The 24,493-nt window shown below is 69.2% G+C and carries 25 protein-coding genes; 14 read left to right on the top strand and 11 right to left on the bottom strand.

Translation table 11 applies throughout. The annotated features are described in order from the left end of the window. Positions 1 to 249: 249 nt before the first annotated feature. On the bottom strand, positions 250 to 1,260 hold the full coding sequence (locus DW298_RS00590; protein ID WP_136040562.1) for a LacI family DNA-binding transcriptional regulator: 1,011 nt from the start codon (positions 1,258 to 1,260) through the stop codon (positions 250 to 252). A 57-nt stretch (positions 1,261 to 1,317) separates the two neighbouring features. Between DW298_RS00590 and DW298_RS00585 the strand changes: the two genes are divergently transcribed. After that, the gene (locus tag DW298_RS00585; protein WP_136040561.1) at positions 1,318 to 2,163 is read left to right on the top strand and encodes an NAD(P)-dependent oxidoreductase; all 846 of its coding nucleotides are present in this window, start codon (positions 1,318 to 1,320) and stop codon (positions 2,161 to 2,163) included. Between the two features lie 102 nt (positions 2,164 to 2,265). On the opposite strand, the gene DW298_RS00580 is transcribed toward DW298_RS00585, so the two are convergent. Beyond that, positions 2,266 to 3,525: an FAD-binding protein gene (locus tag DW298_RS00580; RefSeq protein WP_136040560.1), complete on the bottom strand. Its 1,260-nt coding sequence runs from the start codon at positions 3,523 to 3,525 to the stop codon at positions 2,266 to 2,268. 77 nt (positions 3,526 to 3,602) lie between these two features. On the opposite strand from DW298_RS00580, the gene DW298_RS00575 reads away from it, so the two are divergent. The 7 genes from DW298_RS00575 to DW298_RS19170 all read left to right on the top strand — a co-directional run bounded on the left by DW298_RS00575 (position 3,603) and on the right by DW298_RS19170 (position 10,543). Then, a complete protein-coding gene (locus DW298_RS00575) occupies positions 3,603 to 4,649 on the top strand; it encodes a LacI family DNA-binding transcriptional regulator (RefSeq protein WP_136040559.1) in 1,047 nt (348 codons plus the stop codon). A 94-nt stretch (positions 4,650 to 4,743) separates the two neighbouring features. Next, positions 4,744 to 6,081, top strand: a complete 1,338-nt coding sequence (locus DW298_RS00570) for an extracellular solute-binding protein (RefSeq protein ID WP_136040558.1) — start codon at positions 4,744 to 4,746, stop codon at positions 6,079 to 6,081. Further along, complete coding sequence (locus tag DW298_RS00565; protein WP_136040557.1) at positions 6,078 to 7,025, top strand: sugar ABC transporter permease; 948 nt, start codon at positions 6,078 to 6,080, stop codon at positions 7,023 to 7,025. Before DW298_RS00570 ends, DW298_RS00565 begins: the two co-directional genes overlap by 4 nt. Continuing rightward, positions 7,025 to 7,951: a carbohydrate ABC transporter permease gene (locus DW298_RS00560; protein ID WP_136040556.1), complete on the top strand. Its 927-nt coding sequence runs from the start codon at positions 7,025 to 7,027 to the stop codon at positions 7,949 to 7,951. The genes DW298_RS00565 and DW298_RS00560 overlap by 1 nt, the downstream gene beginning before the upstream one ends. A 39-nt stretch (positions 7,952 to 7,990) precedes the next feature. Beyond that, positions 7,991 to 9,526, top strand: a complete 1,536-nt coding sequence (locus DW298_RS00555) for an alpha-N-arabinofuranosidase (protein ID WP_136040555.1) — start codon at positions 7,991 to 7,993, stop codon at positions 9,524 to 9,526. Positions 9,527 to 9,731: 205 nt separating this feature from the next. Continuing rightward, positions 9,732 to 10,241, top strand: coding sequence for a hypothetical protein (locus DW298_RS00550; RefSeq protein ID WP_168443188.1), 510 nt, complete (start codon positions 9,732 to 9,734; stop codon positions 10,239 to 10,241). Positions 10,242 to 10,288: 47 nt separating this feature from the next. Continuing rightward, positions 10,289 to 10,543 carry a hypothetical protein gene (locus DW298_RS19170; protein ID WP_205820193.1) on the top strand — a complete coding sequence of 85 codons (255 nt, stop codon included), beginning with the start codon at positions 10,289 to 10,291 and terminating at the stop codon, positions 10,541 to 10,543. A 29-nt stretch (positions 10,544 to 10,572) separates the two neighbouring features. On the opposite strand, the gene DW298_RS00545 is transcribed toward DW298_RS19170, so the two are convergent. From DW298_RS00545 to DW298_RS00535, 3 genes are all read right to left on the bottom strand, one after another. Next, positions 10,573 to 10,977, bottom strand: coding sequence for a PIN domain nuclease (locus tag DW298_RS00545; protein WP_136040553.1), 405 nt, complete (start codon positions 10,975 to 10,977; stop codon positions 10,573 to 10,575). Beyond that, entirely contained in the window at positions 10,974 to 11,192 is a 219-nt protein-coding gene (locus DW298_RS00540; protein WP_136040552.1) for a type II toxin-antitoxin system VapB family antitoxin, read from the bottom strand. The genes DW298_RS00545 and DW298_RS00540 overlap by 4 nt, the downstream gene beginning before the upstream one ends. A gap of 63 nt (positions 11,193 to 11,255) precedes the next feature. Continuing rightward, positions 11,256 to 12,266 carry a LacI family DNA-binding transcriptional regulator gene (locus tag DW298_RS00535; RefSeq protein WP_136040551.1) on the bottom strand — a complete coding sequence of 337 codons (1,011 nt, stop codon included), beginning with the start codon at positions 12,264 to 12,266 and terminating at the stop codon, positions 11,256 to 11,258. Between the two features lie 164 nt (positions 12,267 to 12,430). Here DW298_RS00535 and DW298_RS00530 point away from each other — a divergent pair, with 164 nt between their 5' ends. The 4 genes from DW298_RS00530 (at position 12,431) to DW298_RS00515 (ending at position 17,880) form a co-directional block, all read left to right on the top strand. After that, positions 12,431 to 13,726 carry an extracellular solute-binding protein gene (locus DW298_RS00530; protein WP_136040550.1) on the top strand — a complete coding sequence of 432 codons (1,296 nt, stop codon included), beginning with the start codon at positions 12,431 to 12,433 and terminating at the stop codon, positions 13,724 to 13,726. Beyond that, positions 13,707 to 14,645: a sugar ABC transporter permease gene (locus tag DW298_RS00525; RefSeq protein ID WP_240744958.1), complete on the top strand. Its 939-nt coding sequence runs from the start codon at positions 13,707 to 13,709 to the stop codon at positions 14,643 to 14,645. Before DW298_RS00530 ends, DW298_RS00525 begins: the two co-directional genes overlap by 20 nt. Then, positions 14,642 to 15,532, top strand: coding sequence for a carbohydrate ABC transporter permease (locus DW298_RS00520; RefSeq protein WP_136040548.1), 891 nt, complete (start codon positions 14,642 to 14,644; stop codon positions 15,530 to 15,532). Before DW298_RS00525 ends, DW298_RS00520 begins: the two co-directional genes overlap by 4 nt. 95 nt (positions 15,533 to 15,627) lie before the next feature. Then, positions 15,628 to 17,880 (top strand): glycoside hydrolase family 3 N-terminal domain-containing protein, encoded by a 2,253-nt coding sequence (locus tag DW298_RS00515; RefSeq protein WP_205820195.1) that lies wholly within the window; start codon positions 15,628 to 15,630, stop codon positions 17,878 to 17,880. A gap of 6 nt (positions 17,881 to 17,886) precedes the next feature. On the opposite strand, the gene DW298_RS00510 is transcribed toward DW298_RS00515, so the two are convergent. From DW298_RS00510 to DW298_RS00500, 3 genes are all read right to left on the bottom strand, one after another. Then, complete coding sequence (locus DW298_RS00510) at positions 17,887 to 18,513, bottom strand: DUF1684 domain-containing protein (RefSeq protein WP_205820192.1); 627 nt, start codon at positions 18,511 to 18,513, stop codon at positions 17,887 to 17,889. A gap of 20 nt (positions 18,514 to 18,533) precedes the next feature. Further along, complete coding sequence (locus tag DW298_RS00505) at positions 18,534 to 19,364, bottom strand: hypothetical protein (RefSeq protein ID WP_136040546.1); 831 nt, start codon at positions 19,362 to 19,364, stop codon at positions 18,534 to 18,536. A gap of 86 nt (positions 19,365 to 19,450) precedes the next feature. After that, a complete protein-coding gene (locus DW298_RS00500) occupies positions 19,451 to 20,101 on the bottom strand; it encodes an aquaporin (protein ID WP_136040545.1) in 651 nt (216 codons plus the stop codon). Between the two features lie 238 nt (positions 20,102 to 20,339). On the opposite strand from DW298_RS00500, the gene DW298_RS00495 reads away from it, so the two are divergent. Together DW298_RS00495 and DW298_RS00490 are read left to right on the top strand one after the other, a co-directional pair. Next, entirely contained in the window at positions 20,340 to 21,731 is a 1,392-nt protein-coding gene (locus DW298_RS00495; RefSeq protein WP_136040544.1) for an APC family permease, read from the top strand. Continuing rightward, entirely contained in the window at positions 21,718 to 21,924 is a 207-nt protein-coding gene (locus DW298_RS00490) for a multidrug transporter (protein WP_136040543.1), read from the top strand. The genes DW298_RS00495 and DW298_RS00490 overlap by 14 nt, the downstream gene beginning before the upstream one ends. A gap of 8 nt (positions 21,925 to 21,932) precedes the next feature. Here the strand turns inward: DW298_RS00490 and DW298_RS00485 are convergent, their stop codons facing one another. From DW298_RS00485 to DW298_RS00475, 3 genes are all read right to left on the bottom strand, one after another. After that, a complete protein-coding gene (locus tag DW298_RS00485) occupies positions 21,933 to 22,511 on the bottom strand; it encodes an isochorismatase family protein (RefSeq protein ID WP_136040542.1) in 579 nt (192 codons plus the stop codon). Positions 22,512 to 22,585: 74 nt separating this feature from the next. Continuing rightward, complete coding sequence (corA, locus tag DW298_RS00480) at positions 22,586 to 23,602, bottom strand: magnesium/cobalt transporter CorA (protein ID WP_136040541.1); 1,017 nt, start codon at positions 23,600 to 23,602, stop codon at positions 22,586 to 22,588. Between the two features lie 38 nt (positions 23,603 to 23,640). Next, positions 23,641 to 24,493, bottom strand: an 853-nt coding sequence (locus DW298_RS00475) for a serine hydrolase domain-containing protein (RefSeq protein WP_136040540.1), incomplete at its 5' end; no start/stop codon positions are given.

The following is a 24,493-nucleotide window of genomic DNA, read 5'->3' as shown; positions in this document are numbered from 1 at the left end:
CGCTCGACGACAAGCCGTGCACTCGACGCCGGGGGCGGGGGCGAGCGGGGCGCGGCAAGGTGCTGCGCAACAGCGGATGCAGCGGTATCGGTTACCGCGAGTGCACGGGAAGCTGCCGAGTGCACGGGACGTTCACGGCGACAAGCCGTGCGCTCGACGACAAGCCGTGCACTCGGCGTCGTAGGGCGCGGGGGCGGGAGCAGGCGCCGGCGCCGGGAGCGGGAGCGGGGATGCGGGAGCGGGCGGGAGTCAGCGGGGCGGGGCGACGGAGGCGCGGGAGACCAGCACCGGCGCCACCGGGGTGAGAGCGGATGCGGCGGCAGCGGTTCCGCCGATCACCGCGCCGACCGCCCGACGCGCGAGCTCGTCGAAGTCCTGCCGCACAGTCGTGAGCGGGGGCCAGTAGTACGCGGCATCCGGGGCGTCGTCGAACCCGACCACGCTGACGTCACCCGGAACCGTGAGCCCTGCCTCGTGCAGGGCGCTGAGCAGACCGAGCGCCATCTGGTCGTTCGCCGCGAACACCGCCGTGACCCCGGACCCGCGAACAGCATCGACCGCCGCATAACCCGACCCTGCCGACCAGTCCCCGGCGATCACCGGCCCCGGCGTCAGCCCGCGGGCCGCGAGCTCGGCGGCGAACCCCTCGGCGCGCGACTCCGCCTCGAGCCAATCCGCCGGTCCCGCGAGGTGCGCGATGCGGGTGTGCCCGGCATCGGCGAGCACGGCGACCGCCAACCGCGCGCCCGCCGCCTGATCCACCGACAGCCCGGTCGCCCCGAGTCCGGCGGAGTGCAGCGTCACGACCGGCACGCCGATGCGCAGCGCGGCGAGCGCCTCCAGCGTCTGGGCGTGCGGGGCGACGACCACGATCCCCTCCACCCCCTGCACGACGAGGTGGTCGACCGCCGCGACGACGGCTCCGGCATCCGCGGCATCCGCGAAGGCCGCGCTCACCCAGTACCCGGCCTCGCGCGCCGAAGCCTCCAGCGCGGCGAGACTCCGCGACGGTCCGTACTGCAGCGCATCCGAGGCCAGCACACCGAGGGTCCGGGAGCGCCGGGTGCCGAGCGCGCGGGCGGCGTTGTTCATGCGATAGCCGAGCTCGGCCATCGCGGCGACGACGCGCTGCTTGGTCTCGGTGGCGACGTCGGGGTGGTCGTTCAGCACCCGCGACACGGTCTGCCGGGAAACCCCGGCGCGGGCGGCGACGTCGCGGACGCCGATGGATCGGCTGCGGCCGCTGCTCGTGTCACTCACGCCGACGAGTGTACGACGACCGGTGCCGTCGGCCCGCCGCCGTGCCACTCTGGTGAGATGCGCATCGCTCTCACCGGCTCCTCCGGCAAACTCGGCCGCGTCGTCGCGCGGGAACTCCGTGCGAACGGCTACGACGTCATCGGCATGGACCTCACCGGCACCCGCGGCCCTGACTTCGTGCAGGTCGATCTGACCGACTACGGCCAGGTCGTCGACGCGTTCACCGCGGTCGGCGACAGGCACGACGGCATCGACGCGGTCGTGCACCTCGGGGCGATCCCGGCTCCCGGCATCCGCACCGACGTGGCGACCTTCCACAACAACATGCCGGCCACGTTCAACGTGTTCTGGGCGGCTGTGCGCCTCGGCATCCGTCGCATCGTGTACGCGTCGAGCGAGACGGTGCTCGGGCTGCCGTTCGACGTGGCGCCGCCCTACGTGCCGGTCGACGAGGACTATCCCGCGCGCCCGGAATCCGTGTATTCGCTGGTGAAGACGCTCGAGGAGCAGCTCGCGACCGAGCTGGTGCGCTGGCATCCCGACCTGTCGATCACGGCGCTGCGGTTCTCGAACGTGATGGTTCCCGAGGACTACGCGGAGTTCCCCTCGTTCGACATCGACGCTCTCGGGCGCAAGTGGAACCTGTGGGGCTACATCGACGCCCGCGACGGCGCCCAGGCGGTGCAGCGGGCGCTCGAGGTCGCGGCCCCCGGATTCGACCGGTTCATCATCGCGGCGGCCGACACCGTGATGTCGCGGCCCAACGACGAACTGCTCGCCGAGGTCTTCCCCGACGTGCCGAGGCGCCGCGAGTTCGGCCCGAACGAGACGCTGCTGTCGATCGACCGCGCACGCCGGATCCTCGGCTACGACCCGCAGCACTCCTGGCGCGACCACGTGTGACGGCGGAGCCGGTCTGCCGGCTCCGTTCCGGTCGCACTTTCTGCCGCTTCACGCGCGTTATAGCGACACGAACTGCGACCGGAACGCAGTGGCAGCCGCGGACTACAGCCCCAACCGCTCCAGGTAAGGGTTCACGAGACGGCGCTCGGGGTCGTAACGGGCGGCGAGCGCGGCGAAGTCGTCCCACCGCGTGTACCGCGAGCGCGTCTCGGCACCGTCGAGCGTGAACACCTTGCCCCAGTGCGGGCGGGCGGTCTCGGGCAGCGCGGCCTCGATCGTCGGCAGCAGGGCGCGCACCGCGGCCTCGTCCGGCTTCCACGTGAAGTGCAGGCCCACGGCATCCGTCCCGTGCGACGAGCTGAGCCACAGGTCGTCCGCGCGCACCGTGCGGATCTCGTTCACCAGCAGCAGCGGGGCGATCTGCCCGGCGAGCGTGCGCACGGCCTGGATCGCGGCAACCGCATCCGCACGGGGAACCAGGTACTCGCTCTGGATCTCGGCACCGGCCGACGGCGTGAACTCGAGCTTGAAGTGCGCCAGCCGCTCGAACCACGGTCCCGGTACCCCGAGCTGCTCGGTGCACGCCGCCGGGTCGACGCCGAGGATCGGATGCCGCTTGCTCACGGCCGGCGTGGCGCCGAGCTTCGCGAACAGCGACTCCCGCGCGGCCTCGCGCGCCTCGGGCTGGCGCTGCTTCACCCAGATCTGGTCGACGAAGTCGGTGCGCTCCCAGGTCGAGAACAGGCTCACACTGGTGCCGATCGAGGTCACCTCGTCGAAGTCGGCGAGCACCGCGTCCCAGTCCGGGCGCTCGAACACGTGCTGGGCGACCGCGTAGGTCGGCTCGACGTCGAGCGTCACGTCGAGCACCGCGCCGAGCGCGCCGAGGCTCACGACCGCACCGTCGAAGTCGGCGTCGCCACGCGCGAGCGTGCGGGTCTCACCCGACGGCGTGAGGATCGTGAGGCCGCGGACCGCACTCGCGAGCGAGCCGATCGCGTCACCGGAGCCATGGGTGCCGGTGGCGATCGCACCCGCGATCGAGATGTGCGGCAACGAGGCGAGGTTGGCGAGCGCGAGCCCCTCGGCCTCGAGGAGCGGCGCGATGTCGCCGTAGCGTGCGGCACCGGATACCCGGACCGCATCCCGCGCGGGAGCGACCTCGAACACCGCGGGCAGCCGGTCGAGCGCGATGAGCACGCCGTCGGTGTCGGCGATGTCGTTGAAGCAGTGCCGCGATCCGAGGAAGCGCACCGGCCCGCCCTGCGCGAGCAGCGCCCCGAGCTGGTCGACCGATTCGGGGTGCGCGATCGTCGAGGCCCGGTACGTGAGGTTGCCTGCCCAGTTGCGTTCGGTGGTCATGGCGCCATGATAGCCAGCGCGGCATCGGCTACATCGATGTACTGCTCGCGCTCCGACCTCGCCGATAGGCTGACCGGATGACAGCGCAGCCGCCGCCCCGCGCCACGATGAAAGACGTCGCGGCCCTCGCCGGGGTGTCGCCGAAGACGGTCTCGAACGTGGTCACCGGCACGGTTCCCGTCAACGAGAGCACGCGGGCCAAGGTCGAGTCCGCCATGGCGCAGCTCGACTTCGTGCCCAACCTCAGCGCCAGGGGACTGCGCAAGGGGCGCTCCGGGATCATCGCCGTCGCGCTCCCGGATCTGGCCACCGCGTTCTCCGCCGAACTCGTGCACCGCATCGTCGAAGCCGCGCACGAGCGGGGCCTCGCCGTGCAGATCGAGGAGACGGCGTCCGAGCCTGAGCGCGAGAAGGAACTCGTCTCCCGCGCGCGGGCGCATCTGGTCGACGGCCTCATCCTCAACCCGATCCGCCTCGAAGACAGCGTGCTCAAGTACGCCGACCGCCTCCCCCCGCTCGTCGTGATCGGCGAGGTCGAGCAGAACCGCGCGGATCACGTGCGCATCGACAGCCGACAGGCCGCCGCCGACGCCACGCGCCATGTGCTGTCCCGCGGCGCGACGCGGATCGCGGTGGTCGGCGCCGACGACGATCCGTCGATCGCCACGGCCACCAGCCGCCTGCGCCTCGAGGGCGTGCACGATGCCCTGCGCGAGGCGGGCATCCCCCGGGATCCGGCGCTCGAGATCAACCGGCTGCCGTGGTCGATGGACGGTGGGGCGGATGCGGTGCGCACGCTGCTCGACCGTCGCGTTCCCTTCGACGCGATCGTCGCGTTCACGGACTCACTCGCGCTCGGGGCCCTGCACACCCTGCACGACAACGGCATCCGCGTGCCCGACGATGTGATCGTGACCGGGTTCGACGACGTCGAGTTCTCGCGATACACCTCGCCCGCCCTGACCTCGGTGGCGTTCGATCGGCAGGCGTTCGCGATCGCGGCGCTCGGTCTGCTCGAGTCGCGCATGGATGATCGCGCCGCTGCTCCGCGCGCCGTCACCCTCCCGCATCACCTCCTCGAGCGCGCGAGCACGCAGGGCCGCCCACGCGGCTACCGCCCCTGACACCCCCACTCTTCCCTCCGCATCTCGCGCTTGCGCAGTTGATTACATCGATGTAATGATGGGCCGACCCCCGCACAGTCACGAAGGAGTGACGATGACACCCCCACTCGATCTGTCCCGCCGGCAGTTCCTCACTGCCGCCTCGCTCGCCGCCGGCACGGCCCTGCTCGCCGGGTGCGCGCCCGGCACGACTCCCGCCTCCGGTCCGCAGACCCTGCAGTTCTGGCACCTGCTCTCGGGCGGCGACGGCGTCACGATGTCGGCCCTGCTCGATGAGGTCAACGCCGCGCAGTCCGCGTTCCGCATCCGCCCCACTGTCCTCGCCTGGGGCACCCCGTACTACACGAAGCTCGCGATGGCGGGTGCCGGCGGCCGTGCCCCCGACGTCGCCATCATGCACGCGACGCGCACCGTCGGCTGGGCACCCGGCGGGTTGCTCGACCGTTGGGACGTGGACCGGCTCGCCGAGCTCGGCGTCGACAGCTCGACTTTCCCGAAGCCGATCTGGGAGAAGGGTTTCGTGGGCGAGGGCATGTACAGCATCGCGCTCGACGCGCACCCCTTCGTGATGATGTTCAACACGGACATCTGCGACGCCGCCGGAGTCCTCGACTCCGACGGAAAGCTGCAGGAAACGAGCTCCCCCGAGGAGTTCCTCGACCAGCTGCGCACCGTCGGCGGCAAGGCCGAGAGCCACGCGCTCTCGTACGGCTATCTCGGCGACGGCGCGCAGATGTGGCGCCTGTTCTACACCTTCTACTCGCAGCACGGTGGCGCGATGGAGCTGCCCGCCGGCGGCCCGGCCGTGATCGACAAGGACGTCGCGGTCGAATCGCTCACGCTCATGCAGACACTGCTCGACGGCGAGATCGCAGCCGCGCAGAACGACTACGGCAGCGCCATCGCCGAGTTCGCCACCGGCAAGAGCGGCATGCTCTTCACCGGAGTCTGGGAGCTGCGCACCATGCAGGCCGCCGGCATCCCCTTCGACGCGACGATGATCCCGACGCTCTACGGCACCCCGGCCGTCTACGCCGACTCACACTCCTTCGTCCTCCCCCACCAGTCCAACGCCGACCCGGTGCGGCGCGATCTCACCTACGAGTTCGTCGCCGACATGCTGAAGAACTCCTTCGGCTGGGCCGAGGCCGGCCACATCCCCGCGTTCCTCCCCGTGACCGAATCCCCGGAGTACGCCGACCTCATCCCCCAGGCGAACTACGCCGAGGCCGCGCAGCACGTCGTGTACGACCCGACCGCCTGGTTCACCGGCTCGGGATCCAACTTCCAGGCCGAGTTCGGCGCGGCCGTGCAAGGCGCACTGCTCTCGGGCGACGACCCGGCAGCCGCGATCGACCGCTTCGAAGCACGGGTGAACGCCCTGCTCCGACAGCCCAACCCGGCAGACCCCGAAGGGACGTTCGGATCATGACCTCCGCCACCGATTCCACCCGCACGATCGTCACCGGGTCGCGCACCACTCCGCGCGGTCGCCGCGCCGGCTCCCGCAACCGCGAGCAGCTCATCAGCTGGGCCTTCCTCGCACCGTTCCTCGTCGCCTTCGCCCTGTTCCTGGTCTGGCCGATCATCCACGGGATCATCCTCAGCTTCACCGACCAGTCCCTCACCGGCGCCGGCGGCTCCTTCATCGGATTCGCCAACTACGCCGAGGCGTTCGTCGATCCGAAGATGTGGCAGTCGATGGGCAACACCGTCTGGTTCACGCTGCTCTCCACCGTGCCCCTCGTCGTGATCGCCCTCGCGATGGCGGCCCTCGTCGACCGCGGCATCCCCGGCCAGTGGCTGTGGCGGCTGTCGTTCTTCATGCCGTTCCTGCTCGCCTCCACCGTGATCTCGCAGATCTGGGTCTGGATCTTCAACCCGCAGGTGGGCGCGGCCAACAACATCCTGAAGTTCTTCGGCCTGGAGCCGCTCGCGTGGCTGCAGAACCCCGACACCAACATGCTGTCGATCGTGATCGCCACGGTGTGGTGGACGGTCGGCTTCAACTTCCTGCTCTACCTCGCGGCCATGCAGAACATCCCGCCGCAGCAGTACGAGGCCGCCTCCCTCGACGGCGCAGGCGCCTGGCGCCAGTTCTGGTCCATCACGCTCCCGCAGCTGGGACCGGCGACGGTGCTCATCCTGATCCTGCAGATCCTCGCCTCGCTCAAGCTGTTCGACCAGGCGTATCAGATGCTCGGCGGGGTCGCGAGCGACACGACGCGCTCCATCGTGCAGTACATCTACGAGGCCGGATTCGTCAGCTACCGGTTCGGCTACTCGGCCGCCATCTCCTACGTCTTCTTCGCCCTCATCGTCATCCTCGGCGTCGCGCAGGCCCTGATCACGCGCCGCCGGAAGGAGCAGTTCTGATGTCCACCGCCACCGCATCCCCCATCGTCCCCACCGCCACCGAGACGATCACGACGGCGTCGTCGCGTCGCCCCCGGCGCTCGCACCTGCCCGGCCAGAAGCCGTTCGGACCGCTCCGCATCACCGCGTTCGTCGTCCTGCTGCTCCTCGCGATCGGGTGGCTGCTGCCGTTCCTCTGGGCGGTCGCAACCGCGTTCAAGACCGAGACGGATGCCGCATCCGGCGACCCCGGCTGGATCGGCGCGAGTGGCCCCACCATCGACGCGTTCACCGCGATCCTCTCGCAGGGCAACGTCTACACCTGGGCGCTGAACAGCCTGTTGACCTCCGCGGCGATCACCGTGATCACGCTGGCGATCTCGGCACTCGCGGCTTACGCCTTCTCACGCCTGGACTTCACCGGCCGCAAGTGGCTGTTCGTGGTGATCATCGCCTCGATCGTCGTGCCGCCGCAGGTGCTGATCATCCCCCTGTTCTACGAGATGCTCGCCTTCAACATGGTCGACACCTACTGGGGTCTGATCCTGCCGCAGGTCGTGGCACCCGCGATGGTGTTCATCCTCAAGCGGTTCTTCGACGCCATCCCGATCGAGCTGGAAGACGCGGCGCGCGTCGACGGCGCCGGACGATTCCGGATCTTCTGGTCGATCGTGCTGCCGCTCTCCCGTCCGATCATGGCCTCGGTCGCGATCTTCGTGTTCATCAGCGCGTGGAACAACTTCCTCTGGCCGTTCCTGGTCATCAACGACACGACGCTGATGACGCTGCCGGTCGGGCTGCAGACCGTGATCAGCGCCTACGGCGTGCAGTACGCCCAGGTCATGGCCCAGGCCGTGCTCGCCGCGCTGCCGCTCATCATCGTGTTCATGATCTTCCAGAAGCAGATCGTCAAGGGAGTCGCGACGAGCGGCTTCGGCGGTCAGTAGTCACCCACCCGGCTCGAGAGCCAGAAATCTAGGAGAGCAATGTCTCAGGCCCGCATCACCATCGACCGCGACTTCACGATCGCCGACGTCCCCCGGAGGCTCTTCGGGTCGTTCGTCGAGCACATGGGGCGCTGCGTCTACACCGGCATCTACGAGCCGGGGCACCCGCAGGCCGACGAGCGCGGCTTCCGGCAGGACGTGCTGGCGCTGGTGAAGGAGATGGGACCGACCGTGGTCCGCTACCCCGGCGGCAACTTCGTCTCGGGCTATCGCTGGGAAGACGGCGTCGGCCCGGTCGAGGACCGGCCGGTGCGCATCGACGGCGCCTGGCACACGATCGAGACGAACGCCTTCGGCCTGCACGAGTTCATGGACTGGGCGAGGGAGGCGGATGTCGAGGTGATGGAGGCCGTCAACCTCGGCACCCGCGGCGTCGAGGAGGCGCGGGCACTCGTCGAGTACGCGAACCACCCCGGCGGCACGTACTGGTCGGACCTGCGCCGCAAGAACGGAGCCGAGCAGCCCTTCGACATCAAGCTGTGGTGCCTGGGCAACGAGCTCGACGGCCCGTGGCAGATCGGCGGCAAGACGGCGACCGAGTACGGTCGGCTCGCCCAGGAGTCCGCCAAGGCGATGCGCCTGGTCGACCCCTCGATCGAGCTCGTCGCGGTCGGGTCGTCGGGGCGGACGATGCCGACGTTCGGCACCTGGGAGCACACGGTGCTCACGCACGCCTACGACGAGGTCGACTTCATCTCGATGCACGCGTATTACCAGGAGCACGACGGCGACGCCGAGTCGTTCCTCGCCGAGTCCGTCGACATGGATGCGTTCATCGAGGGCGTCATCGCCACGATCGACGCGGTCAAGGCGTCCGGCAAGCACACGAAGCAGGTCGACATCTCGTTCGACGAGTGGAACGTGTGGGACCAGGTGAAGTACAACGACGTCGAGGCCGGCGAGATCGAGAAGGCGGGCTGGCGTCAGCATCCGCGACTGATCGAAGACACGTACTCGGTGACGGATGCCGTGGTCGTCGGCACGCTGCTCAACAGCCTGCTGCGCCACGGCGACCGCGTGAAGATCGCCAACCAGGCGCAGCTCGTGAACGTGATCGCCCCGATCCGCTCGGAGGAGAACGGTCCGGCCTGGCGGCAGACGAGCTTCTGGCCGTTCGAGCGGATGGCGCGGCTCGCGAAGGGCCGCATCCTGCGCCTCGCGGTGTCGGCTCCGCAGATCGAGACGAAGCGCTACGGCGGGGTCGACGCGGTCGACGCGGCGGCGACCTGGGACGAGGCGACCGGTCGCGTGGTCGTGTTCGTCGCGAACCGCTCCCTCGACGAGTCCAGTGACCTGACGATCGACCTGCACGGGCTCGGCGACCTGCGCGTCACGAACGCCGAGACACTGACGATCCCGGAGGGCGGCGACCGCCACACCTCGAACCTCGAGACTGCTTCCGACAGCGTGCACATGGTGCCGCTCGGCGCCGTCGAGGTCGTGGACGGCGCCGTGCGCGCGACCCTGCCGCCGCTGTCGTGGTCGGTCATCGAGCTCGACGTCGCTCGGGGCTGACGCCCCTTCGGGCTCAGCGGCCTCGGCGTCGCTGAGCCCGCGGGACGCACGCGGCATCTAGAATTTTACATGTCCCCCATTTGGCCTACAGACAAGCGCCCCGCGGCTCCGTAACGTGACGACCAGAAGAGTGTTCGCGAGTCCCGGAGGCTGAGAGTCGATGCGAAATGCGGCTGCCGCACCCGGTGGATATCGAGGACAGCGAGTGAAGTCCTCTCGACGCGGTAAGTCCGGCATGGTCGCAGCGATTGCGGGAGCCGCGACCGTGCTCGTGATCGCACTGTTCTGCATGTATGCCGAGGCATTTTCGTGGGCGACAAGCCGCGGGACACTTCTTGACTTCTCTCTCACCCCCGTGGCCTACCCCACGCCCATGGTGTCCTGGACGTTTGTCCTCGCAGAGGGACTCGCATGCGCCTCGTGCGCGATCTGGCTGGTGCGCGACCCGGTGGCCGCGCACAGGCGTGCCCGGCTGAAGTCAGCGATCGCGACAGGCGCGATCATCCTGCTTCTCGCGATCCTCTCTCAGATCACGACCCCCGCCGGTTGGCCTCTAGACGCGCTCCCGATCTGGCGGCGCGGCGGACACTTCATTGCAACCTCGAGCGCTTTCGTCATGTTCACAGCGTTCCTCTTCATCTGGAGCCTTTCAAAGACGCCGAGCAGGTCGCAGTCGAGCGAAGCAGCCGAGGAGCATCGTCTGGTTCGCGGGTGACGACCGAAAGGAACCCACTCGGCCGCACTCGGGGTAGTGGCGGGAGAGTGACGATGTCTCCGGCGCGCTTACGTCAGAATCTCGCCGACCATCGAACGCGTGGACTGACATGGGGGGTGCTTCTCGGAACCGTGCTCGCCCTGACCGGGGTCGCACTTTTCGTCGTCATCATCATCACGCTCGCTTCAGGTGTCGAAGCGACTGGTGCAACCCAGATAGCCGCTGCAGGCTTCACGGCCGCCGGAATCGTCGTGACGACGATGTTCTCCATTGCGCTGGGCCGTGCGCAACGCCCCGACTAGGTCCCGCCTCGTGACCTTGTGAGTAGCCGTCAGGCCGCGACGTACTCCTGTCTCACGCGCCCTTCGGTCGCCAGCTCGATGTACCCGAAATCGCGGTCGGAATTGAGGATCACGGCGTCGTTGACCTGCGCGTAGGCAGCGATGAGACAATCGAACGCCGCGGCGGCGCGCACGAGTCCGCCGTCCCAGAGCGCCTGCTGGATGTCGAGAGCATGCCGTTCGTCCGGATGCTCCCACGCCGGCAGCAGACCCGCCATGTCCTCGCGCAGCTCTGCGTACTCCCGAGGATCCCGTGCCGAATGACAGTACTCGAGGACCTGCGGCGGACACGTGATGATGAGATGGTTCGGGGAAAGCGACCGCAGCGTGTCAGCGATTCTCGTGCTGGTGCCGGCCTTCTGCCAGATGCTGTTGTCGACGAGATACGTCGTCACGCGGTCGTGCTCGCAGCCGGGGCGATCGTCGACGCATCGATCTGATCGGGCGTGAAGCGACGACCGATGATGCGCTCGACGGCTGCAGGCTGACGACGAACCGCGATGAGCGTGCGCAGCGCGAGGTCCACGGTTTCACGATTGGATGTCGTGCCCGCCAGCTCCTTCGCCTGCTTCAGCTCGTGAGGGTCGATGTCGATGGACGTGACGGTCATGACTCCTCCTTCGCGATACTTATATAAGACAGTATATACCGCGCGAGGGCAGGCGTCGTGGTCTCATCCCTCGCCGTTGTGGAGCGCCGCGGTGGTCGCACGCACCACCAGTCGCGTCGGCAGGGTCACGTGCATCTCCTCGACGGGCTGCCCGGCGAGGAGGGCGAAGACCATCTCGGCCGCCACCGCACCCAGGCGACGCATCGGCTGCTGGATCGTGGTGAGCGGCAGGGCGCGGCGGGAAGCCTCCGGCACGTCGTCGAACCCGACCACCGAGAGGTCTTCCGGCACCCGCAGCCCCAGCTCGTGCGCGACCTCGATCACGGCGATGGCCGAGAGGTCGTTCGCGGCGAACACGGCCGTGGGCCGAGAAGGTCCGGCCAGCAGGATCCGCGCCGACTCCCGCGTGGTCTCGAGCTCGTAGCGTCCCGAACGGATCAGGTCGGGATCCACCGGTATGCCGGCGTCGCTCAGCGCGCGTCGATAGCCAGCATCACGGAGACCGGCTGACCGCAGGTCGGGGCGGCCGCCCAGAAAGCTGATGCGGCGGTGGCCGAGCTCGAGCAGGTGCCGGGTCGCCGTCAGCGCACCGCCGAAGCTGTCCGACTCGACCGTGGGCAGGTCGGCGCGGCCGGTGTGCGGGTCGATCGCGACGACGGGGATCTCGGTCGAGGCCCCGACGACCGTGGGCGTGACCATGATCGCGGCGTCGATGAGGGTGCCGGAGAGCCGACTGAGCGACCGCCGCTCCCACCCTTCGCCCTGGCCGTGCCGCGATCCGCTGTACGCCAGCAGGTCGAAGGCCGTGTCGTGCACGGCCGCGCCGACGCCCTTGAGGATCTCGGCGCTGAACGGTTCGAAGTCGGCCAGGAGCACGCCGATCACACCAGTGCGTCTGGCCCGCATGCTGCTCGCCACCAGGCTCGACTCGTAACCGAGCTCCTGCACCACGTCGAGCACGCGACGCACCGTCGCATCCGCGATGCCGTAACGCCCGTTGACCGCCTTCGAGACGGTCGACACCGAGACGCCCGCAGCCTTCGCGACGTCGTGGATCGTGGTTCGCCCGCTCATGATCGCCCAGCGTATCCGCCCGGCGTACCTCGATGGAAACTGTTTTCGAAAACGTTTGACGGCCCCCTCGAACGACAGCAGACTGCAACCCGACGCGGTCACACCCCCTGATGCCGCGGCGCCCGCAGCGACGCGGCGCAACTCTCGATGAGGAGAACCATCACATGAACAGCACACGGCGTTCCTTGATCTCCGCGGCCGCGATAGCCGCCGTCGGAACTCTCGCACTCAGCGGGTGCACGGCGAGCACCCCCGACGGCGGAGGCGGTGGCGATGCCGCCATGACCCTCTGGCACAACTCCACCACCGGCCCCGGCGTCGAGTTCTGGGAGCAGACCGTCGCCGACTTCGAGAAGGACAACCCCGGAGTCACGATCGAGATCCAGTCGATCCAGAACGAAGACCTCGACGGCAAGCTCCAGACCGCCCTGAACTCCGGAGACGCTCCCGACATCTTCCTGCAGCGCGGCGGCGGCAAGATGGCCGCGATGGTCAAGGCCGGCCAGCTCAAGGACCTGACCGACTCGATCGAGGGCGGCGCCGCGGAGGAGATCTCGGACGCCGCCTACTCGGCCAGCAGCCTGGACGACAAGATCTACGCGATGCCCGTGGCCGTGCTCCCCGGCGGCCTGTTCTACAGCCAGGACCTGTTCGACGAGGCCGGCATCACCGAGAACCCGACCACGATGGACGAGCTCGAGGCTGCGACCGAGAAGCTCAAGGCCGCCGGCATCGACCCGGTCGCCCTCGGCGCGAAGGATGCCTGGCCCGCGGCCCACTGGTACTACTGGCTCGCGCTGCGCGAGTGCAGTGCCGAGACGCTCGCCAAGGCCGCCGACGAGATGAACTTCGACGACGACTGCTGGGTGCGCGCGGGCGAAGACCTGCAGGCGTTCGCGGCGACCGAGCCGTTCAACTCCGGCTTCCTCACCACCACGGCCCAGCAGGGTGCCGGCAGCTCGGCCGGACTCATCGCCAACCACCAGGCCGGCATGGAGCTGATGGGCGCCTGGAACCCCGGCGTCATCGGATCGCTCACGCCCGACCAGAAGCCGCTGCCCGACCTGTCGTGGTTCCCGTTCCCCGAGGTCGAGGGCGGCGACGGCGAGGCCGGCTCGATGATGGGCGGCGTCGACGGATACTCGTGCTCGGTGGATGCCCCCGACGCCTGCGTCGACTTCCTCAACTACCTCGGCACCTCCGACGTGCAGACCGCCTACTACAAGGCATTCAACGCCCCGCCGGTGAACACCGTGGCGCAGGAGGCCGTGACCGAGCAGTACCTGAAGGACATCCTCGCGGCCTACAACGCGGCGCCGTACGCGACGCAGTGGCTCGACACGGTCTACGGACAGAACGTGGGCAACGCGCTCAACGTCGCCGTGGTCAACATGCTCGCCGGTCAGGGAACCCCGGAGGACATCGTCAAGGCCGTCCAGGATGCCGCAGCCAAGGCATAGGGCGGCCGCCCGGCTGGAAGTGATCCTTCTGGCCGGGCCCGCCCTCCTGGTCTTCCTCGCCTTCGTCATCTTCCCGGTGTTGATGGCGGGCTACTACGGCTTCTTTAGCTGGCAGGGCTACGGCCCGCCCACCGACTTCGTCGGGTTGAAGAACTATCTGACGATCCTGCAGGATCCGCTGTTCCACGACGCGCTGGCCCACAACGGGTTCATCCTCGTGTTCTCGCTCATCCTGCAGGGACCGGCCGCGATCCTGCTGGCACTCCTGCTCAACCGGCGCATGCGCGGCCAGTCGCTGATCCGCGTGCTGATCTTCATCCCCTACGTGATCTCCGAGGTCGTGGTGGGCACGGGCTGGAGCCTGATGCTGCAGACCAGCGGCGCGTTCAACGACCTGCTGGAGAAGATGGGGCTCGGGTTCCTCGCGAACGACTGGCTCTCGAATCCGGAGATCGCGATCTGGACCCTGATGGTGATCATCACCTGGAAGTACGTCGGGTTCGCGGTGATCCTCTTCCTCGCAGGCCTCCAGGGGATTCCCGAGGAGCTGCACGAGGCCGCCTCGATCGACGGCGCGTCCTACTGGCAGATCCAGTGGCGCATCACGCTGCCGCTGCTCGCGCCGACCCTGCGCATCTGGGCGTTCCTGTCGATCATCGGGTCGCTGCAACTGTTCGACCTGGTCTACATCATCTGGGGGCAGTACATCGCCTCCACCGCCGGCACGTCGACCATGGCGACCTACATGGTCTCCGAGGGACGCAACGCCGGCAACTTCGGGTACGGCAATGCGGTCGCGGTCGTCCTGTTCCTGATCTCGCTCGTCGTCGCGCTGATCTACCAGCGCGCGGTGCTGCGACGCGACACGGACGGCGCCCTGACCGGCGCCCCTGCACGGAAGAAGAGGACCACGCGATGACCGCCACCTCGGTACTCGTCACCCAGCGCCCCGGACGCACTGGGCGCCCCGGGCGCACCCCGCGCCCGCGCCCGCCCTGGGCCAACCCGACCGTCTACTTCGTCGCGCTGATCGTCGTCGGGCTCATGCTCGCCCCGATCGCGTACATCATCATCGGCGGCTTCCGCACGAACGCGCAGATCACGACCGACCCGTCGGGGATGCCGCAGCCGTGGGTGTTCTCGAACTACCTCGACGTGATCACCGGCGGCGTGTTCTGGCGGCAAGTGCTCAACTCCACCATCGTCGCCCTCGCCACCACGATCGGCGTCGTCGCGCTCGGCCTGATGGCCGCATACGTGCTCGCCCGCTACCGGTTCGCCGGCCGCGGAGTGCTCTACGCGTTCTTCGCCGCGGGGCTCATGTTCCCGCTCACGGTCGCGATCACCCCGCTGTACATCGTGGTGCGCAGCCTCGGGCTGATGAACTCCCTCGGCGGGGTCATCCTTCCCCAGATCGCCTTCGCCCTGCCGACGACGATCATCATCCTGGTGCCGTTCCTGCGCGCCATCCCCGATGAGATCCAGGAGGCGGCGTTCATCGACGGATGCAGCCGGATCGGCTTCTTCTGGCGCATGGTGCTGCCGCTGTCGATCCCCGGCGTCATCACCACCGGCATCCTCGCGTTCATCGGCAGCTGGAACGGATACCTCCTCCCCCTGTTCGTGCTCAACGATGCGGCGGCGTTCACGCTCCCGCTCGGCGTGCAGTCATTCGCGTCGCAGTACTCGGTCGACACCGCGAAAGTGCTGGCCTTCACGTCGCTGTCGATGATCCCCGCCCTGATCTTCTTCAGCCTGTTCGAGCGCCGCATCGTCGGCGGACTGACCGGCGCGGTCAAGGGCTGACCATGTCGACGCACACCCCACAGAAAGAGACGCACGTGCTCGCTCCCACTCCCCGCCCCCGATTCTCCGCGCGCGTCGAGGGCCTCCTCGAGCAGATGACGCTCGAGGAGAAGCAGGCGCAGCTCGTCGGCTTCTGGGTGGATCAGGGAGATGAGCTCGTCGCCCCGATGGCCGGCGAGAAGAAGACCTCGACCCGCTACGAGGATGCGACGGCGCACGGCATCGGCCACCTGACCCGCGTGTACGGCACGCGCCCGGTCGATCCGATCGAACGTGCGCACTGGCTGTGGGGCGAGCAGGCACGGCTGCAGCGCGAGACCCGGCTCGGCATCCCGGCCCTGGTGCACGAGGAGTGCCTGACCGGACTGGCCGCCTGGCAGGCGGCGACCTTCCCGACGCCTCTGGCATGGGGAGCATCCTTCGATCCAGAGCTGGTCGAGCAGGTGGGGCAGGCGATCGGGTCGTCGATGCGGGTGCTCGGCATCCATCAAGGGCTCGCCCCCGTGCTCGACGTCATCCGCGATCCACGGTGGGGTCGCGTCGACGAGTGCATCGCCGAGGACCCGCTGCTGGTGGGAACCGTCGGCACCGCCTACGTCCGCGGCATGCAGTCGGAGGGGGTGCACGCCACCCTCAAGCACTTCGTCGGCTACTCGGCATCGACCGCGGGCCGCAATCACGCGCCGGTGCACGCCGGGCGCCGCGAGATCGAAGACGTGCTGCTCCCGCCGTTCGAGATGGCCGTGCGCGAGGGCGGGGTGCGCAGCGTGATGAACTCGTACACCGACATCGACGGGGTGCCGGTGGCCGCCGATCCGTACTACCTCGACGAGGTGCTGCGCGGACGCTGGGGGTTCGACGGAGTCGTGGTGTCGGACTACTTCGCCGTGGACTTCCTGCGGAGCATGCACCACGTCGCCGCCGACTCGGCGCAGGCCGCAGCTCTCGCGATCACGGCCGGGATCGACGTGGAGCTCCCCTCCCCCGACGCGTACACGACGCTCGCCGCGCAGGTGCGCGATGGATCGCTCGAGCAGAGCATCCTGGACCGGGCTGTCGGACGCGTGCTCGCGCAGAAGGAGGAGCTGGGGCTGCTGGATGCCGACTTCACGGTCGCCCCCGACGCGATCGACCTGGATTCCGCGGAGCATCGTGCACTCGCCCGCCGTCTCGCGGAAGAGTCGATCGTGCTGCTGAGCAATGACGGAGTGCTTCCGCTGGATGCCTCGGGCGCGCCACGGATCGCGGTCATCGGACCGAACGCCGACAGCGCGGAGGCGCTCATGGGGTGCTACTCGTTCGTGAACCACGTGCTCGCGCACCACCCGGAGGTGCCCGCCGGCATCGCCCTGCCGAGCGTGCTCGACGGACTTCGGGCAGAGCTCCCCGCCGCGACCATCACGTCCGTCGCCGGCTGCGAGGTCGAGGGGGATGACCGCAGCGGATTCCCGAGCGCGATCGCCGCCGCCGACGACGCGGACCTGGCGATCGTCGTGGTCGGCGACCGGGCCGGACTGTTCGGACGCGGCACGGTCGGCGAAGGCAACGACGTCGACTCGCTGGAACTCCCTGGCGTGCAGCGCGCACTGATCGAGGCCGTCGTCGCGACCGGCACCCCCGTGGTGGTCATCGCGCTCACCGGTCGGCCGTATGCGCTGGATTGGGCGCTACCGCACCGCGAGACCCGAGCCGGATTGAACGCCGGCCTCGGCTCGGTGAACTCGCCCGCTGCCTCCGGCACCTCCACCGACGAGGAGCGCCTGCTCCCGGCTGCCGTGCTGCAGGCGTTCTTCCCCGGCGAAGAGGGTGGACCTGCCGTCGCCGCCGTGCTCAGCGGGGCCGTCTCCCCCTCCGGGCGACTGCCGGTGTCGCTCCCGCGCTCTGCCGGCGTGCAGCCGTATTCGTACCTGCATCCCGCGCTCGGCGGGCGCACGGATGTGTCGAGCGTCGATCCGTCGCCGGCGCGGCCGTTCGGGTTCGGCCTCGGCTACACGACCTTCACGCACGAGCAGCTGACCGCGGATGCGACGGTCGGAGCGGGCGAGGAGTTCCGGGCCTCTGTGCTCGTGCGCAACTCCGGCTCCCGCGCGGGCTGCGACGTCGTGCAGCTGTACGCGCACGACGAGGTCGCCAGCGTGGCCCGCCCGGTCGCGCAGCTGATCGGGTTCCAGCGGGTGACGTTGGATGCGGGTGCGGAGCAGCGCGTGGAGTTCACGGTTCCCACGGACCGCCTCGCGTTCACGGGCGTCGACGGCATCCGGAGGGTGGAACCGGGGCGGATCCGGCTGTGGGTCGGGGTGGCCTGCGACGACGAGGAGACCTCGACCGCGATCGAGGTCGTCGGCTGAGACCCCTCAGTACATCTCGCCGACGGGGACGGGCACCGGGAGCACGTTGCCCGGCTGCGCGAGCGGGCATGCCCAGGCAGGGTCGTACGCGCAGGAGGGGTTGTAGGCGAAGTTGAAGTCGAGCACGATCGTGCCGCGCGCGGCATCCGATCCCAGATCGGCGCCCTTGATGGTGTCGATCAGGTAGCGGCCGCCGCCGTACGTGCCGCCCTCGCGCCCGGCGAGCGCGTCGCGCACCGGGATGAACAGGCCGCCGCCGTAGGTGGTGAGTCGCCAGACGTCGAGCGATCCGGCATCGGGGATCTCGACCCGCCCGATGCGTTCGAACGGCACGACGCCGTCGGTCCCGGTGGCGAAGTCGAAGCCTCCGGGACCGGCGGGCAGGATCGGCAGCTCGAAGCGCCAGTCCGGATCGTACGAGGCGATGGGCAGCCCCTCGAACAGCGGCCGGTCCTCCGGCAGGAGCGGCGTCGCGGGGTGATGGAGCATCAGCTCGTCCCGCTCCATCCGCCACAGCTCGTGGGCGTCTTCGGGCGATTCCGCGAGGCGCACGGCGTCGTACAGGGCGAAGACCCGGCGGCGCCAATCGACGACCTCGACGGCGGTGCGGGCGCTCGTGCTCATGCTCGTCATGCGTCCAGGCTACGGGCCGGCTACGGGTGCGAGGCGGATCCGGCGATCATCTCCGCGTAGCCCGCTTCGTAGGTCGGGTACTCGAGGCCGCCCAGGAGCGAATGGAGCAGCGACCCGTCGTACACGAGTCCTCGCGGGCCGTCGGATGCCTCGTGCGGAGGCACCGCGACGCCCAGCTCCCCGGCGATGAAGCGGACGACGTCGCCGAGAGGTGCCGGTCGCTCGTCGATCGCGTGCATCAGCCGCGGCGGGTCGTCGGTGCGCAGGAGCAGATCGAGCGTGCGCACGAGGTCGGTCTCGTGGATGCGGTTCGTGAGACGGGTGTGATCGACCGCCGCGCCCTCGCGGACCTTGCGCAGCAGGAACTCGCGACCGGGACCGTAGATCCCCGCCGGGCGCACGACCACCGCGTCGAACAACTCGGTCGCCGCCCGCTCGCCGTCGCGCAGACCCCGCGAACGCGCGGTCTCGGCCGCGGGCTCGTCCTGCTCCGTGAGAGGACGGTCGGCTTTGAAGACACTCCCCTCGAAGACACCGGTGGACGACACGAACACGGTGCGGGCGGGCATCATCGGCAGGGCGCCCCGAAGGTGGGTGAGCGCCGTGCGGTAGGCGCCCTCTGAGGCGCCAGGCGGCAGCGTGATCACGACGGCGTCGACCGCGGGCAGCGTCGTCGTGAGCGGCAGGGAGAGATCACCGCGGATGCCGACCACGCCGGCGGGCAGCTGCCCGTCACTCCGCCGCAGCGCGAAGACCTCACCGCCGTCGGCGAGAAGCCGGGGTGCGAGGCGCGCGCCGAGCTTGCCGAATCCGACCAGGAGTGTGCGCCGCGGCGCCGGGGTGGTGTCCATCGATCCCAGGCTCCCACAGGTCCAGGACACGCAAGAAGCGCCGCACCCTCCGAAGAGGATGCGGCGCTTCGGCCGTGCAGCGCGCGTTACTCCGCTGCGGCGATCTTCTTGGCGTCGTCCGTGTTGAGCACGCGGAACAGGATCGCGGCGATCACGGCGCCCACGACCGGGGCGACGATGTAGAGCCACAGCGAGCTCCAGTCGAAGTGACCGCTGACCGAGAGACCGAGCGCGACGGCCGGGTTGAAGCCGCCACCCGAGATCGAGCCGACCGTGGCCGCGCCGACGAAGACGGTCGCACCGATCGCGAGGCCGTAGAACGAGTTGCCGGCGGTGTCCTTCGAGGTGGCGGTGTTGAGCACGACCCACACGAGGATGAGCGTGAAGAGCGCCTCGACGAGGAACGCCGGGCCGACCTCGATGACCATCGCCTCTTCGCCGAACGGCCACACGGCCAGGCTCACGAGTGCGGCCAGCGCGCCACCGACGAACTGGGCGATGAGGTAGGCGATGAAGTCGGCGACGCTGAGGCCGCCGCGCAGGAACACGCCGACCGAGACGGCCGGGTTGAGGTGGGCGCCCGAGATGTGTCCCGTGGAGAACACGAGCACCATCAGGGTGAAGCCGATCGCGAGGGGCGTCAGCGGGCTGTCGCTGTTCACCGCCGCGATGATCGCGAGAACGAAGAGGAAGGTGGCGACCGCTTCTGCGAGCGCCTTGCGTGCCGTACCAGTCATGAGAGAGCCCTTTGCTTGGGGATTCAGGAGAGGAGTAGGTCACCCGTTTGCCCGCGCACCCCGGCCGACGCACCCCTCGTGCGGCACTGACGCTATCGGTGCGTGCGACGGAATATCGGGATGCCGCGCGGTGATTCTGTGAATCCGCTGAGCGACGAGGCGCACCCGCGATTGGCGGAAGCAGCATGTCGCTGTCAACCCCGTGGCCCGCGCTCCCCCTCCCCCGTAGCGTGCGAGGATGACCACCGACACTGCCTCCGGCGCCGAGGCCCCCACGCGCCTGCGGCGAGCGATCACCGGCCCCCTGCTGTTCGCCTTCATCCTCGGAGATGTGCTGGGCGCGGGCATCTACGCGCTGATGGGCGTGCTCTCCGAGAAGGTCGGCGGCATGCTGTGGGCGCCGCTGCTCCTGGCACTGCTGCTCGCCATGCTCACCGCCGGCTCGTACGCGGAGCTCGTGACCAAGTACCCTCGTGCCGGCGGTGCCGCGGTCTTCGCCGAGCGCGCGTTCCACAGCCCGCTGGTCTCCTTCCTCGTCGGCTTCAGCATGCTCGCGGCGGGCGTGACCAGCGCGGCGGGGCTCGCCATCGCGTTCGCCGGCGACTACCTCGGCACCTTCCTCGACCTGCCGACCATCCCGGTCGCCATCGCCTTCCTCGCCCTGGTGGGCCTGCTCAACGCCCGCGGCATCCGCGAGTCCCTGGGCGCCAATCTCGTGATGACCGCGATCGAGCTCAGCGGACTCGTGATCGTGATCGCCGTCGTCGCGATCTTCCTCGGCGGCGGAGGCGGCGATGTGTCCCGCGTGACCCAGGCGCCCGAGGGCACGAGCGTCGCCATGGCCGTGCTCTCCGGAGCCGTCATCGCGTACTACTCGTTCGTCGGCTTCGAGACGTCGGCCAACATGATCGAAGAGGTGAAGAACCCCCGGCGCACCTACCCGCGGGCCCTGTTCGGAGCGCTCATCACCGCCGGCGCGGTCTACGTGCTGGTCGGCCTCGCGAGCTCGATCGCCCTCCCGCCCGCCGAGCTGCAGGAGTCGAGCGGACCGCTGCTCGCGGTGGTCGAGGCCACCGGCGTGAGCGTCCCCTCCTGGCTGTTCAGCCTCATCGCCCTCGTCGCGGTCGCGAACGGCGCCCTGCTGACGATGATCATGGTCAGCCGCCTGACCTACGGGATGGCCGAGCAGGGTCTGCTGCCCGGTGCGCTCGGTCGCGTGCTGCCGAAGCGGAAGACCCCGTGGGTCGCGATCCTCACCACCACCCTCGTCGCGATGGGGCTGACGCTCGTCGGCGATCTGGCCACCCTGGCCGAGACCGTGGTCCTGCTGCTCCTGGTCGTCTTCCTCAGCGTGAACATCTCCGTGCTGGTCCTCCGGCGCGATCACGTCGAGAACGATCACTTCCGGGTGTGGACCTTCGTCCCCGTGCTCGGCATCGCCTCCTGCATCCTGCTGCTCACCCAGCAGCGCCCCGTCGTCTGGCTCTTCGGTGCGATCCTGCTCGCCGTCGGCGGCATCCTGTACCTGCTGGCCCGTTGGAGCCGGAAGCGCAGCGGTGGGGCGCCGCTCGGTACCGCCCTGACCCCAGACACCACGACCGACCCGAAGGAGAACCATGAGCACGCCTGAGAACAGCGCCGACGACATGACGAGCGCCGAGAAGCGCCACGATCAACTCACCTCCGCACCCGATGCCACCGAGGCCGACGCCGCCCCGCGCATCGAGGTCAGCGAGCACGACGGCAACACCCGGATCGACATCGCCCCCGACGCTCCGGTGCGACCGGGCCCGGGACCGGGGGTCGACGTCGACGAGGACTGATCCGCGGTTCAGACGGCCGCGGTCACGCCGATCCGCTCGCGCGTGCCCGTGACGGTCGCGAAACCCCGGGCCGAGAGGATGCTCTCGGTGCGGCGCATGATGTCCTCCCCGGAGACCGCGGCGAGCGCGTCGGCGGCGGGGATGGCGGAGGTGGTCGTCGCATCCGTGACGAACTCGACCTCGAAGCCGAGGTCGGCGGCGACACGGGCGGTCGTCTCGCAGCACTGCTCCGTGCGGATGCCGCAGATCACGACGTGGCGGATGCCGGCGCGCCGCAGTCTCTCCTCGAGATCGGTGGAGCCGAACGCGTTGACGGTCGTCTTCGTGAGGGCGTCCTCGGATTCCCGGGGCTCGAGCTCCTCGATCACGCGCACGAATCCGTTGGCGGGATCGAACACACCCCCGGTGCCCGGTTCGGAGTGGGTGATCCACACGACCGGGTCGCCCACCTCGCGGGCGTGCGCCACGAGGAGAGCGATGTTGTCGAGCACCGCCGGGTTCGCGGTGGCCGCCCAGTCGTCGGCGCGCTGGCGGAACGACTCCTGCGCGTCGACGATGAGCAGGGCGGTGTCGGAAGAAGTCGTCATCGACTCATCGTGGTCGCCGTCGTGGAGCCGGACAAGATCCCATCCGGCCAACGTCCGCGCGGTTCCGGCCAGCGTCAGAGCCAACCCTTGCGCTTGAACACCGCGTACAGGCCGAAACCCAGCGCGACCATCATCGCGATCGCCATCGGATAGCCGAGCAGCCAGTGCAGTTCGGGCATGTGGTCGAAGTTCATGCCGTAGATCGTGCCGACCAGCGTCGGGGCGAACAGGATCGCCGCCCATCCGGAGATCTTCTTGACCTCGTCGTTCTGACGGATGCTGAGTTCCGTCATCCGTCGCATCTCCTCGTTCTGACGGCGGGCGACGATGGTCGACTCGACCGTGAGGGCGTTGTCGAGGACGGTGCGGAAGGTCGTCGCGCGGTCGCTCACCCGGAGCGTGTGGTCGAGCACGTCGCGCAGGTAGCGCCGCAGCTCTTCGTCCACCTGGTACTTGTCCGAGCCGCGCAGCAGCGCCTCCAGCATCCCGGAGAGCGGCTGCGTCGCGCGCTGGAAGTCGATGACCTCCCTGCCGAGCTCGTAGATGCGCTGCGTGGCATCCGAGTCCTCTTCGAAGAGCTGGCTCTCGATCTCGTCGATGTCGTTCTCGAGCCCCGCGAGCACCGGCGCGTACTCGTCGACCACCTCGTCGAGGATGGCGTACAGCACGGCTTCGGGGCCATGGGCGAGCAGCGCGGGGTCGTTCTCCAGCCGATGCCGCACGCGCCCGAGGTCGGGCGATTCGGCATGCCGGATCGTCACGACGAAATCGGGCCCGACCAGCACGTGCACCTCACCGAACTCCACTTCCTCGGCCTCGTCGAGGTAGCGGGCCGGGCGCAGCACCATGAACAGCACGTCGCCGTAGCGCTCGAGCTTGGCGCGCTGGTGCCCGGAGAGCGCGTCCTCGACGACGAGGGCGTGGATGCCGAACTCGTCGGCGACCTCGCGGATCTCCTCCTCGCTGGGCCGGTACAGCCCGATCCAGCTCATGCCGCCGCGTTCCCGCATCCGCTCGAACGTCTCACTCAGGCTCTGCGGATTCTCGGTGCGCACACCGTCCACGTAGATCGCGTTGTCGATGATCGCCATCGTCGCCCTTCCCTTCCGCTCCGAGGTCGGGCGGGTGATCACTCCGCGGCGGGCGGCACGCAGACGAGCGCGGACTTCGTGATCGAGTCGTGGTACTGCTCCGCGGTGAAGGGCAGCCCGAACTCCGGCGCGGTCTGGCCGGAAGCCGCGGGGGCCTTCGACGCGATGGCCGCGAGCTCCCACGACAGCTGCTGGGCGAATCGCGAGCCGCCGGTCGAGTCGTTCAGAACGACGGCGACGGTGAATCCGGTCGCCGGATCCGAGTAGGCCGAGGTCGCGTAGCCGGGAACCCAACCATGCTGACCGACCATCGACCCCGCGAGATAAGCGCCACCGGTGGCCTGATACCAGGAAGGACCATCCTCGCTCGTCGGGAGCGGGGCGCCGAACCGGTCGGGCTTCTCCTTCGTGCGCAGCACCTGCTTCGCCTCCGCCTGGGCGTAACGGCCGAGGTCGGTGATGTTCGAGACCACGCCGGAGTCCGTGTAGCCGGAGCTGGCGGAGAGGGTGCTGATGTCGACCGGGGCGGCACAGTTGAAACCGCCTTCGACGGCCGACATGTAGTGCCCCGTCAGCGGAGCGTCGCCCGGCGCGGACGGCGTCGATCCGGGAAGTGCCGTGGCGGAGAGCTCGAGCGGATCCGTGACGTACTCGGCGATCAGTTCGGATGCCGACATCCCCGTGGCCCGCTCGAGCGCGAGGCCGAGCAGCAGGTATCCCGCATCGGAGTCGCGGTAGCTCGTCGCCGGTGCCACCCTCTCGCGCCCCAGCCCGTAGCCGGCGAGCTCCAGGGGAGCCCAGATACGCTCCGGGGTGTTCAGCAGCGCGCCCTTGATGGTGGCCTCGGACGATCCGGCCCCGCTCGTACCGTTGCAGAGCTGGAGGAGGGTG

This window comes from Microbacterium sp. A20, from assembly GCF_004794515.1.
In the GTDB taxonomy this organism is placed as follows: domain Bacteria; phylum Actinomycetota; class Actinomycetes; order Actinomycetales; family Microbacteriaceae; genus Microbacterium.
Note: the sequence above shows the minus strand (reverse complement) of the source record. Positions and strands in the feature narration are given on the sequence as shown.

Coding starts and splice junctions, on each gene's coding strand:
- DW298_RS00585 (WP_136040561.1), top strand. CDS start 1,318: ATGCGCATCGCTCTCACCGGCTCCTCCGGCAAACTCGGCCGCGTCGTC.
- DW298_RS00580 (WP_136040560.1), bottom strand. CDS start 3,525: ATGACCACCGAACGCAACTGGGCAGGCAACCTCACGTACCGGGCCTCG.
- DW298_RS00575 (WP_136040559.1), top strand. CDS start 3,603: ATGACAGCGCAGCCGCCGCCCCGCGCCACGATGAAAGACGTCGCGGCC.
- DW298_RS00570 (WP_136040558.1), top strand. CDS start 4,744: ATGACACCCCCACTCGATCTGTCCCGCCGGCAGTTCCTCACTGCCGCC.
- DW298_RS00565 (WP_136040557.1), top strand. CDS start 6,078: ATGACCTCCGCCACCGATTCCACCCGCACGATCGTCACCGGGTCGCGC.
- DW298_RS00560 (WP_136040556.1), top strand. CDS start 7,025: ATGTCCACCGCCACCGCATCCCCCATCGTCCCCACCGCCACCGAGACG.
- DW298_RS00555 (WP_136040555.1), top strand. CDS start 7,991: ATGTCTCAGGCCCGCATCACCATCGACCGCGACTTCACGATCGCCGAC.
- DW298_RS00540 (WP_136040552.1), bottom strand. CDS start 11,192: ATGACCGTCACGTCCATCGACATCGACCCTCACGAGCTGAAGCAGGCG.
- DW298_RS00535 (WP_136040551.1), bottom strand. CDS start 12,266: ATGAGCGGGCGAACCACGATCCACGACGTCGCGAAGGCTGCGGGCGTC.
- DW298_RS00530 (WP_136040550.1), top strand. CDS start 12,431: ATGAACAGCACACGGCGTTCCTTGATCTCCGCGGCCGCGATAGCCGCC.
- DW298_RS00525 (WP_240744958.1), top strand. CDS start 13,707: ATGCCGCAGCCAAGGCATAGGGCGGCCGCCCGGCTGGAAGTGATCCTT.
- DW298_RS00520 (WP_136040548.1), top strand. CDS start 14,642: ATGACCGCCACCTCGGTACTCGTCACCCAGCGCCCCGGACGCACTGGG.
- DW298_RS00515 (WP_205820195.1), top strand. CDS start 15,628: ATGACGCTCGAGGAGAAGCAGGCGCAGCTCGTCGGCTTCTGGGTGGAT.
- DW298_RS00510 (WP_205820192.1), bottom strand. CDS start 18,513: ATGACGAGCATGAGCACGAGCGCCCGCACCGCCGTCGAGGTCGTCGAT.
- DW298_RS00505 (WP_136040546.1), bottom strand. CDS start 19,364: ATGGACACCACCCCGGCGCCGCGGCGCACACTCCTGGTCGGATTCGGC.
- DW298_RS00500 (WP_136040545.1), bottom strand. CDS start 20,101: ATGACTGGTACGGCACGCAAGGCGCTCGCAGAAGCGGTCGCCACCTTC.
- DW298_RS00495 (WP_136040544.1), top strand. CDS start 20,340: ATGACCACCGACACTGCCTCCGGCGCCGAGGCCCCCACGCGCCTGCGG.
- DW298_RS00490 (WP_136040543.1), top strand. CDS start 21,718: ATGAGCACGCCTGAGAACAGCGCCGACGACATGACGAGCGCCGAGAAG.
- DW298_RS00485 (WP_136040542.1), bottom strand. CDS start 22,511: ATGACGACTTCTTCCGACACCGCCCTGCTCATCGTCGACGCGCAGGAG.
- corA (WP_136040541.1), bottom strand. CDS start 23,602: ATGGCGATCATCGACAACGCGATCTACGTGGACGGTGTGCGCACCGAG.